The sequence below is a fragment of the Chryseobacterium barbadense genome, assembly GCF_042849955.1.
GTDB lineage: Bacteria > Bacteroidota > Bacteroidia > Flavobacteriales > Weeksellaceae > Chryseobacterium.
Genome location: NZ_BAAFHL010000015.1, coordinates 53,223 through 64,335 on the forward strand (window position 1 = coordinate 53,223; position 11,113 = coordinate 64,335).

The following is an 11,113-nucleotide window of genomic DNA, read 5'->3' on the forward strand; positions in this document are numbered from 1 at the left end:
AATGACCATCCCTGAAGTACAAAACGCTATTTCTGAAAAGAAAATAAGTGTTTTAATCCCTACTTACAACAATGAAAAAACTCTGCAAAGAGTGATAGACGGTGTTTTGGATTACACCGGAAATATCATTGTGATTAATGATGGTTCTACCGATTCTACTGCGGAAATTCTGAGTACTTATCCTCAAATTACAGTCATTTCCTTGCCCGAAAACAAAGGGAAAGGCCATGGACTTAAAACCGGATTCAGGAAGGCTAAGAAACTGGGATATGATTATGCCATCACCATTGATTCCGACGGGCAGCATTATCCGGATGACATTCCTGTTTTTGTGGAAGCCTTGCTTCAGGAAAAAGAAGATGTTCTGCTGATTGGAAACAGAAATATGTCTCAGGATGGAATTCCCAAGAAAAGCAGTTTTGGAAACCGTTTTTCTAATTTCTGGTTCTGGTTTGAAACAGGAATTAAGCTTGAAGATACGCAATCCGGTTACCGCTTATATCCTTTACACAGAATTCCGAAAAAATATTTTACCCCAAAGTTTGAATTCGAGATCGAGATCATTGTAAGAACTGCATGGAGACATGTCCCCGTGAAAAATGTTCCGGTGAAAGTTTTATATGATCCTGCTGAGAGGGTTTCTCATTTCAGGCCGTTTAAAGATTTTACGAGGATCAGCATTCTGAATACGATTCTGGTTATTATCACTTTATTTTACATTATTCCGAGAAATTTCGTGAATAATTTCAAAAAAAAAAGCTTTAAAAAGTTCATAAAAGAAGATGTTCTTGAAAGTGACGGCAGCAACCGCACGAAGGCATTTTCCGTGGCATTGGGAATCTTCATCGGTTTGTCTCCGTTTTGGGGACTTCATACATTGCTCGTTATTTCATTAGCGGTACTCTTCAAATTGAATAAAGTACTGGCTTTCGTCGCATCCAATATCAGTCTGCCGCCGTTCATTCCCTTCATCATTGCTGCTTCCTTATTTCTGGGAGCTCCGTTTGTGCAGGGAGACAGTAATATCCTGACTCAGGAATTCAATTTCGATCTTGTAAAAAATAATCTGCTGCAATATGTGATCGGAAGTGCAATTCTTGCCACAACAATGTCTGCTCTTACAGGAATTGCAACTTACCTGCTTCTGCATAAACTTAATCCGGAGAATAATTAATGAAATATTAGTTTTCATAAGTTATTCTGCTCCTGACTCAAAGTCAAGAAAAATAATATTTAGAATTCCAACGGAATGACAATTACGGCTTCAGTTTGCGCATCGTCTTTTTCAAATACTTCTCAACATTTTCCTGATCCGGAAGCGTAGTGATTTCCTTTGTCAGTGCTTTTTCAAATTCAGCTTTTGCTTTTTGGTAGTCTTTTAACTGATAATAATATCTGCCTGTCTGATAATATACTTCCCAAAAATCAGGATTTAACGTTTGATAATGGCTGATAAAATCTTCTGTAAGCAACATATCTTCATGAATGGCATTGGTTATTTCAGAGTTCAGGATTTTATATTGCTCATAGTTTTTAAATTCCTGAGAATGTACAAATGGATCTTCAGGAATATTCATCTGTGATTTCGCCAATTCACCCTTCTGTAAATTTTTACCGGAGAAAATTTCATTCAGATCGTAACAGACAAATTCTCCCAGCTGATAAGGATTTGAAGAAACCCAAACCAACTTTTTCTGGGGCGAAAATATAACGGCATGATGTGCCAAAAGCTGGTTGATTGCTTTCTCATTTCCATAGCCTATCTTCTCTCCTTTCAAGCCGGATTGATCCCTTAAAATGGCAGCCATTTTTTCCGGATTCAGCTTTTTATTTTGTTGTAAAAGTTCCTGAAGCTTTTCATAACGGTATTCAGAATGGCTTTCTATAATATGCTTCTGATTTCTTTGATCATTTTTATAGGCTTCTGACTGAAAATGATTGGTACAAAATACCTGGCTTGAGTTCTGAACCCTGTAAACCCCGAAATTGGTTGGAGAAACTTCAATAATTACCGCATTTTTATCATGGGCACTTCCCACGAGAATAGATTCGGAAACAAAAACTTTTCTCTTTTTGGCAAGGGTAATCGCCTCATCAATATTTTTAGCGTATTGTAAAATTTCCCTTGTGACTAAAGAAATAGGCGTTTTTGCCGTTAAAGGAATCTTTGATTTTCCGGCATTGATGGTAATGGTAATTCCTTCTTGATTCATTCCTGAAACTACACCGATCATTCCCGGCCAGCTTACGGACATATATGGAATTCCCTGTTCAGGTTTTACAAATTCAACAACTTTATTTTTGGCAAAATCGTCCCCGACATAAAAATCGAAATTCCTGCCAATCAGTAAATCTCCATCTTCTGTGTTTTCATTCCAAACAGCTAAAGAAGTACAGCCCACCATCGCTAAATCCTGCAAAGCGTGCCCAATATCATGAGCTCCATGCAAATACAGGCTTCTCAAATATTTAGGAGCAATGAAATTGTATTTTTCTGATGAATATTGGGATAATCCGTATAGTTCCGCCTGATAATCTTCTCTTACATTGAGATACATTTTCCGGTTGTACCATTTCAAAAAGCCTCTTAATAACTTTTGTTTGAACCTGGATGGGACAAAACCTTCCACTTTAGAGAAAAATATTTCTTCCTGTTTCTGCATTAAATCCTGAGTCAAGGCCCCATTATTATAACCTAATTGTAAAGGATTTCCCTGTATATAAAGTTCCCAAAGCTGTTGCTTGTTTTTAGTTAAATAATTTTGGTTATACCTAAAAGTAGAATCATTGATTTTGCTGACCTTAGGGATTTCAAGTGTATATTGATTAATATCCGGAAGATGATGAACGGATTTTGAAATACCGCAGGAAATAAGATTGAGAATGAGGAAAAGGTTGAGAAATAATTGTACGAAATATTTGTCATTCCGACGAAAGGAGAAATCTCTTTTTCTTTGTTGAGATTCTTCGTTACGCGGCGCTTCATTCAGAATGACAAAATTATGGTTATTCCTTTTCACTTTGCTTGATCATTTGAGATAAACGCTCATCTATCAATTCTTTTCCAAGAATTTCCGCACAGGTGTTGAAAGCCCCGATCGTTACGCCCAAAATCCCGTGCATATTCACAGATTGCCCTGTCAGAAAGAGATTATTAATTTTAGTTCGGGGAGAAACCATTGTCTTCAAAGGATTTTCTGAACTTTTGATATATCCGTACATATTTCCCTCAAAGCTTCCAATATAGTCCCGGTAAGACAAAGGAGAAGAGGTATATATTTTTTTGATTGCCTTTCTTATATCCGGAATTTTCTTTTCCAGTGCATCAATCATTTTCTCAGCTTTCTCTTGTTTGAATTTTTCGTATTGCTCTCCTCTTTCGTGTTCATCTGCAACCGTATTTACCGTATTTTTCCAGGCTTCCACCTCATCAAAATTCATGTAAGAAATAGCGGTTAAGCTTTCCGCAAATTCAGGGTGATGTTTTGATGGTGTAGAGGAAAGCATATAGGTTTCCGGCCAGGCTTCCTTGGTATAGCGATACGTACTCCAGACGTGCTCCTCAGAAGAGTGATGATAAATGTTGTAGTTAAAACTCTGTATCGCATGAGGCTTCAAAACCAGATAAACACTGAAGCACGATGGTATCGGCTCCCAGCTCATCACTCTGTTCAGAAAGGATTTTTTCAGCCGTTCTTCACCAATTAGCTGTATGGTAGAACGGATTTCAATGTTTGAAACAAATTTCTTCGCATGGTATTCTTTCCCCGATTTGGTTTTTACAGAGACCAATACATCATCATTAAAAATCATTTCCGACACTTCAGAATGCTTATGAACGTCTGCTCCGTATTCTCTTAATTTCCGGATCAGCAATCTGGAAATCTGGCTTCCTCCCTTCACACATTTGTAGGCACTCTGGATATAGGAGTTCACGGTAAGGGCGTGAACATAAAAAGGGGCATTCACAGAATCTCCCGCGTACAGGAAATTAGACCCTAATAACACTGACTGAAGCTTTTTATCCGAAGTAACGGATTCTATAAATCTTTTGGTATTAAGATGCAGGATTTCCCGGTCATAGTTATCACTTCCAATCACATTATATCTTGGAAACTGGCTGCATACATACTGAATTTCTTCACAGTAATTCTCTATATTTTCTTTTTCATGGGGAAAAAATTCGGTCAGCTGTTTTACAAAATTTTCGTATCCCTGAGCATGGGGATATTCAATGGTTTCGTCTCCAAAGGTAATTCTGTCGAAGCCGTTTTCATCCATCTTTTTGATCTCAAGATCATTCATTATTTCCAGATAGGAAAAATATTGATGAAGATTTTGGCCCTCGGAAAGTCCGCCCAGATAATGTACACCCGTATCAAAAATCAGTTTATCCCGTGAAAAAGTCTGTAAATTTCCACCGTATTGATTGTTTTTCTCCAACACACAGACCTTTAAGCCTTCTTTTGCCAGAACAAGTGCCGAAACAAGACCTCCTAATCCGCTCCCGATTACCAATATGTCATATTCTTTTTTCAAAGGAGAAAAGTGTGTTTTTAATTAAGAAAGTTAGATGTATTTGTCGTTAAATATTCTCTTTGTTTGCAGTAAGCATCTTTATTAGATTCCTACGGAATGACAAACTATATGAATATCACATACAATATAAAACTTTGCAGCCTTATTTCCTAAAGTTCTTAGATGTTTGAGTTTATTTTATTATTAGTTTTCAGGCTTAAAATTAGAAAAATTAATCAATATCATCCCAAAAATCAAAATAATTGAACCATTGGGTAGGATATTTTTTCAGCATGAACTCAAGATTCTGGACATAAGAATGCAAAAGTCCCTGTGCATCACGTTTTTTGATATTTTGGGCTACTCTGGCAAATAAGTGATAATGAAGGTTGTTTTCTTTCATTACATAAACGTATACAACAGGAACTCCCAATCTGGAAGCTATTAAGAATGGGCCGGCCGGAAATTTGGCACTCTTCCCTAACAAGTCTGCTTCGAGATATTTTGAGCCTTCGAAATAACGGTCGCCGGTGAAACAAATTAATTCATTATTAGAAAGTGCCTGATTGATATCGAAGATATGCGACATATCTTCTTTCACGTAGATGAATTTAATATTACTTTTTTTAACAGCTACGCTTTCCAGATATTCTTTGATAACCGTAACTTCCTGATCTGTTGTCACTAAATTAATCTGACAATCAAAATCGATGTCTGCAAAGAAATGTTCTGCAATTTCGAAATTCCCGATATGGGCACTGATGAGAACTCCGCCTTTCTTCTCATTCAAAAGGTTCTTCAGATTTTCAACACCATCGAATTCGTAGGTAAAACGGTCTCTCAGACCTACAGAAATAGCTGTTTTGTCAATTAAAACTTTTCCGAAGACGAAATAGCTTTTAAATATGGCCAGTTTAGCCTTCCAGTAACTGTAATTCTGCCTTTTATGAAAATAATAAAAGATGTATTGGTTGCTCTTTTTCAGAAAAAGAAAGTAGTAAGCTGCTACGAAATAAAGAACAATATATGAACTGCGGACACCCATATTTCTAATGCACCAGACGAATATTTTATATCCTAATATTGTCCCTTTAGACTTACCTTTCCACTTGTTCATGTTTTATTCTTGTTCTTAACGCAAAGTTCGCAAAGATCTTTTTAATGTAATGTCGTTTTTAAGTTGCAAAGGCATTTCACTCAACAAAGACAAGTTTCATTAAATTTTAATAGAAAATAAAAGTTTAATCGATAATTATGCGTTTTTTTCAGCAATTTTATTTTCAATAGTCGTATAGAAATCATCAAAGGTAACCATCTTTTTAAAGTCGGCTTCTCCTAATTTCACTCCAAAATTAGACTCGATTACCACTACCATATCAATATAATCCAGACTGTCTAAGCCCAGCGTATTTTTAAGGTTGGCTTCATTGCTGATTTCGTCACCATCTACTTCAAATTCATTGATCAGAAAATCATTAACAATGGCAACAATTTTTTCCCTTTCCATGTTTTTAATCAAATTTTTTAACAATTAATGCGGAGTTGGTTCCCCCAAATCCGAAAGAATTTGACAAAAATACGTCAATTTTTTGATTTTTCGTTTCAGAGACTAAATTTATCTTTTTTGCTTCATCATCAGGGTTTTCCAGATTGATGTTTGGGGCAACAAAATCATTTTGCATCATCAGGATTGAGTAGATCACTTCACTTGCTCCTGCCATCCAGCATTCATGGCCTGTCATGGATTTGGTAGAACTTACCGGAACTTCACTTCCGAAAATCTCATGAATGGCTTTTGCTTCATTGGCATCTCCAATAGGTGTGGAAGTTGCATGAGCATTGATATAATCGATATCCTTTGCTGTTAAACCTGATTGTTTTAAGGCTCTGCTCATTGCTAAAGCCGGCCCGTCGACATTGGGTGTAGAAATATGTCCTCCGTTGGATGAAAAGCCATATCCTATGATTTCTGCTAAAATCGGAACTCCTCGTTTTTGTGCGGATTCCAGGCTCTCAACAATTAAGGTTGCAGCTCCTCCACTTGGAATTAATCCGTCTCTTGCTGCGTCAAATGGCCTTGATGCTTTTGCCGGCTCATCTTCTCTCACAGAGAATACGCCTAAGCCGTCAAAACTTGCCATAGAATATTTATTGGTTTCCTGAGCACCACCACATACGATCATATCCTGAAAACCATTTTTGATCATCATATAGGCCAATCCTAAGGAATGTGATCCGCTTGCGCACGCTGCACTAATGGTCAAATTAATTCCTCTTAGCTTAAATATTGTGGAAAGGTTCATGGTAACGGTAGAGTTCATAGATTTGAAAATGGCTCCTGAACCCATTAATGTAGTGTCTTTTTTTTCTCTGGCAATATCAATAGATTCGATAACTGCCTGAGAAACACTGTCGTTTCCATATAAAATACCAACTTCATGGGCGTCAAGATAATCCTGATCCAGGTTGGCTTGTTTCAAAGCGTCCATGGTAGCAAGATAAGCGTACTCACTTTCTTCTCCCATACTTACACGCTGTCTTCTATTGAGAAGGTTTTTTAAATCAGGTTTCGGGACAACACCTGTGAGGCCTGATCTGAAACCAAATTCTTTTCTTTCTTCTACTAAAGCAATTCCGGATTTTCCTTGATACAGGGATTCTCTGACTTCTTCCAAAGAAGTCCCGATGCAGGAATAAATTCCCATTCCGGTAATTACAACCCTATTTTCCATTCTTTTCAATTTAACAATGCAATTAAATATAACAATGTATCAGTCTAATAATGTAGCCAATAATATTATCACAGCTAAATTCTCTATTGTTATACTGATACATTGTTGAATTGTTACATTAATTAAGAGTAAATTCCCCCGTTAATATTAATAATTTCACCTGTGATATAAGATGCCTTTTTAGAAGCTAAAAATGCCACTAAATCTGCTACTTCTTCTGCTTCCCCAAATCGGTTGGCAGGGATCATTGCTTTCAGTTCATCTTCATTAAACTCCTGCGTCATATCTGTTCTGATAAATCCCGGAGCAACTGCGTTCACGGTGATATTTCTTTTAGCCACTTCCTGAGCCAGAGCTTTTGTAGCTCCCACTAAAGCCCCTTTTGCCGCAGAATAATTGGTTTGTCCGGCAGTTCCTTTCACTCCGGAAACAGAAACCATATTGATGATTCTGCCATATTTGTTACGCAACAGTTTCTGGATAAAGAAATTCGTTACGTTGAAAAATCCATTTAAACTGGTATTGATCACGCTATTCCAGTCTTCATTTTTCATCCACATGAATAATCCGTCTCTTGTGATTCCCGCATTATTGACAATCACTTCAACAATAGCATCAGGATTTCTCTCCTGCCAATCTGATAAAACGTTCTCTGTTTCTTCTGCATTTCCTACATCAAACTTCAGAATCTCTCCTGTTGCTCCCAGTTCTACAACTTTAGCCAATGTTTCATTAGCTGCTGCTTCATTGGAAGTGTAGTTGATGAGCAGATGATAGTTCTTTTCTTCTGCGAGCTTTATACAGATGGCTCTTCCTATTCCTCTGGAGCCTCCTGTTATTATTGCACATTTCATGTATTAGTGTTAGTTTTTATTTCAATTCTTAATTATTGACAATTAATTATAAAGTTTAATTACATTGCCTTTAAATATTTCTTTACTTCTTCCAGATACGGATACATTACCATATCATCAGAAAAAGCCGGAATAATTTTTCTGATCTGATCATACAATTTCTTAGTAGATGAAGACACTTTATCCTGGAAACCAAGGTATTCAATAGCCTGAATAATGGTAATCGCTTCAATAGTTAATACTTCAAAAGCATTTTCAATCACCTTCCTGCAAATTACGGCAGCATTTGTCCCCATGCTTACAATATCCTGATTATCATTGTTATTAGGAATACTGTGAACATACATGGAATTGGATAACATCTGGCTTTCAGCTGTTGTGGAAGTTGCTGTAAACTGAACTCCCTGCATTCCAAAATTAAACCCTAATTTACCTAAATTTACAAAAGGAGGCAATATTTCGTTAATTTTAGAATTTAATAAATAATTTAATTGTCTTTCAGCTAGCATCGTCAGTTTAGTAACGACCAACTTCAGTTTGTCCATTTCCAGAGAGATATAGTCTCCATGGAAATTCCCGCCATGATACACATGCTGATCTTCAATATTGATAATAGGATTATCATTGGCTGAATTGATCTCATTTTCAAGAACTTTCTCCGTGTATTCCAATGTATCCAGAACTGGTCCTAAAATTTGAGGAACACATCTTAATGAATAATATTCCTGAACTTTATCTTTAAATACTTTTTCCTGCTCTTCAAAATGAGTATATAAGTAATCTTCTCTTTTTCTGATCAATTTACTGTCAGATAAATGAGCACGCATTTTTTCCGCCACTTTCTGCTGACCGTAATGTTTTTTTGTGCCATTTAAAGCTTCCGACAAATGGTCGTCATACGCCTGAACAATTTCATTGATGGCGCAAGAAAGCTGGATAGAAATATCAGTTAACTGATTGGCTTTGTAGGCATTTACAATTCCAATTCCGGACATCACAGAAGTACCGTTCATCAACGCCAATCCTTCACGGATTTCCACCTGAATTGGCTCTAGTCTTTCTATTTCAAATACTTCTTTTGTTAATTTTCTTTCTCCTTTATAGAAAACTTCTCCTTCACCAATTAGTACCAACGCCAAATGAGCCAGTTGTACCAAGTCTCCACTTGCCCCTACTCCTCCGTGTTCAAAAATCAACGGCGTAATATCTCTGTTAATTAATTCCTTAAGTAAATCGATAACCGATTGATGAACTCCTGAATTCCCTAAAGACAAGGTATTTAATCTCGCCAACATACAGGCCTTCACTTCTTGTGGAGGTAATGGGTTTCCAATTCCTGACGAGTGGCTTCTTATCAGGTTATATTGTAACTGGTGCTTATCTTCATCATTGATCTTAAACTGGGCCATCGGTCCGAAACCGGTGTTCACACCATATATTACTTTGTTCTTCGAAAATTCTTTCAAAAACTGAAAACTAGCATCAATTCTGGCTAAAAGTGCATCATCCAGTTCTATTTTTTCATTTTCAACAATAATTTTTTGAAAATCCTTCAGTTCTAAAAAATTTTTTATTTTCATCAATTAAAAGTAATAATAGGTAATTTTATAAAATATTAATTAATTGTCATTAATTTTGCGGCAAAGATAGAAGTTATTATTAAAATAAAAAATCAAAGATGGACAAAGAGTTTGTTGACGTTCTCGTAATAGGGGCAGGACCTTCCGGATGCGTATCTTCTTCATACTTAAAGAAGAACAACGTTAACGTAAAGGTTGTTGAGAAGACAAAGTTCCCCAGATTAGTGGTAGGCGAAAGCTTAATTCCAAGGGTAATGGACCATTTTGATGAAGCCGGGCTTTTTCCCGCTCTGGATAAAATGGGCTTTGAAAAGAAATTGGGAGCTCGCTTCCTTCGCGGTGATGAAGTCTGCATCTTTGATTTCAGTGATAAGTTCGGGGAAGGCTGGGACTGGACCTGGCAAGTACCCAGAGCTGATTTTGATAATACATTAGCCCAGGAAGTTATTAATAAAGGCATTGACCTTGAATTTGAAACTGAGGTTACGGATATTCAATTTGACGGTACCAATTCCATCACGACAGTAGTCAACAAAAATGGGGAAGCTAAAGAAATCCATGCAAAATTTGTCATCGACTCCAGTGGTTACGGAAGGGTTTTACCACGCTTGCTTGATCTTGAGAAACCCTCTAAGCTTTCTCCACATTCCGCTATTTTTGCCCATGTAGAAGATATTAACAGAGAAGAAGGTGTTGAAGGAACTCTGATCTCCTTTGATATTATTGAAACTGAAGTCTGGCTTTGGGTGATTCCTTTTTCAAATGGCAATACAAGTGTCGGAATTGTAGGACCTACAGATTACATCGATAAACTATCGGAAAAGGGAGATCCTGCAGAAGCTTTAAGAAAAGCTATTTCTCTTTCTGATTATTACGTAAAACGTTTTGGAGAGGTAGATTTCCTCTTTGAACCCAGACATTTGAAAGATTATTCCTGCTCTGTAAAAAAATTATTCGGAGACGGGTTTGCCTTAACAGGGAATGCTTCTGAGTTTTTAGATCCGGTATTCTCTTCCGGAATGGCTTTTGCCACAGAATCTGGAATGCTTGCTGCAAAATTAGCATTGAGACAGCTCAACGGCGAAATTATTGACTGGCAAAAAGAATACTCAGATTATATATTATATGGTGTAGATGTTTTCACAACCTATGTAAAGGAGTGGTACACCGGAAATCTTCAGGAGTTATTTTTCCACAGACCGGAAAATGAAGATGTAAAAAGAAAGATATGTGCTGTTTTAGCAGGATATGTGTGGAATAAGGATAATCCTTTTGTAAAAAAGCATGACACCGTAATTAAAAATCTTGCGAATCTTATTAGAATGGAGAAAGAGCAACAGCAATAATAGTTTCGGGGGGCGTTGGGGGCCGCGACGATTTTTTTTATTAAACCGCTGTTATTATATTTTTGCAAAAAAATATTTTCTTG

General features: G+C 36.8%; 9 protein-coding genes. 2 read left to right on the forward strand and 7 right to left on the reverse strand.

The window, feature by feature from the left end; genetic code table 11:
- Window position 1 precedes the first annotated feature (1 nt).
- Window positions 2-1,174 (forward strand): DUF2062 domain-containing protein, encoded by a 1,173-nt coding sequence (locus tag ACGHIN_RS08385; RefSeq protein WP_390452501.1) that lies wholly within the window; start codon window positions 2-4, stop codon window positions 1,172-1,174.
- 82 nt (window positions 1,175-1,256) lie between these two features.
- Here ACGHIN_RS08385 and ACGHIN_RS08390 read toward each other — a convergent pair whose 3' ends face one another.
- The 7 genes from ACGHIN_RS08390 to flxA all read right to left on the reverse strand — a co-directional run bounded on the left by ACGHIN_RS08390 (window position 1,257) and on the right by flxA (window position 9,684).
- A complete protein-coding gene (locus ACGHIN_RS08390; protein WP_390452514.1) occupies window positions 1,257-2,885 on the reverse strand; it encodes a C45 family autoproteolytic acyltransferase/hydolase in 1,629 nt (542 codons plus the stop codon).
- Between the two features lie 121 nt (window positions 2,886-3,006).
- Window positions 3,007-4,539, reverse strand: a complete 1,533-nt coding sequence (locus ACGHIN_RS08395) for a phytoene desaturase family protein (protein ID WP_390452503.1) — start codon at window positions 4,537-4,539, stop codon at window positions 3,007-3,009.
- A 211-nt stretch (window positions 4,540-4,750) separates the two neighbouring features.
- Window positions 4,751-5,635 (reverse strand): LpxL/LpxP family acyltransferase, encoded by an 885-nt coding sequence (locus ACGHIN_RS08400; protein ID WP_390452505.1) that lies wholly within the window; start codon window positions 5,633-5,635, stop codon window positions 4,751-4,753.
- Between the two features lie 135 nt (window positions 5,636-5,770).
- Window positions 5,771-6,025 (reverse strand): acyl carrier protein, encoded by a 255-nt coding sequence (locus ACGHIN_RS08405; protein WP_184191560.1) that lies wholly within the window; start codon window positions 6,023-6,025, stop codon window positions 5,771-5,773.
- 4 nt (window positions 6,026-6,029) lie between these two features.
- Window positions 6,030-7,250: a beta-ketoacyl-[acyl-carrier-protein] synthase family protein gene (locus ACGHIN_RS08410; RefSeq protein ID WP_390452507.1), complete on the reverse strand. Its 1,221-nt coding sequence runs from the start codon at window positions 7,248-7,250 to the stop codon at window positions 6,030-6,032.
- A gap of 122 nt (window positions 7,251-7,372) precedes the next feature.
- Window positions 7,373-8,104, reverse strand: a complete 732-nt coding sequence (gene flxB, locus ACGHIN_RS08415) for a flexirubin biosynthesis SDR family reductase FlxB (RefSeq protein WP_390452509.1) — start codon at window positions 8,102-8,104, stop codon at window positions 7,373-7,375.
- A 59-nt stretch (window positions 8,105-8,163) separates the two neighbouring features.
- Window positions 8,164-9,684, reverse strand: coding sequence for a flexirubin biosynthesis tyrosine ammonia-lyase FlxA (flxA, locus tag ACGHIN_RS08420; RefSeq protein ID WP_390452510.1), 1,521 nt, complete (start codon window positions 9,682-9,684; stop codon window positions 8,164-8,166).
- Window positions 9,685-9,782: 98 nt separating this feature from the next.
- On the opposite strand from flxA, the gene ACGHIN_RS08425 reads away from it, so the two are divergent.
- Window positions 9,783-11,030 carry an NAD(P)/FAD-dependent oxidoreductase gene (locus ACGHIN_RS08425; protein WP_390452512.1) on the forward strand — a complete coding sequence of 416 codons (1,248 nt, stop codon included), beginning with the start codon at window positions 9,783-9,785 and terminating at the stop codon, window positions 11,028-11,030.
- Window positions 11,031-11,113: the final 83 nt, after the last annotated feature.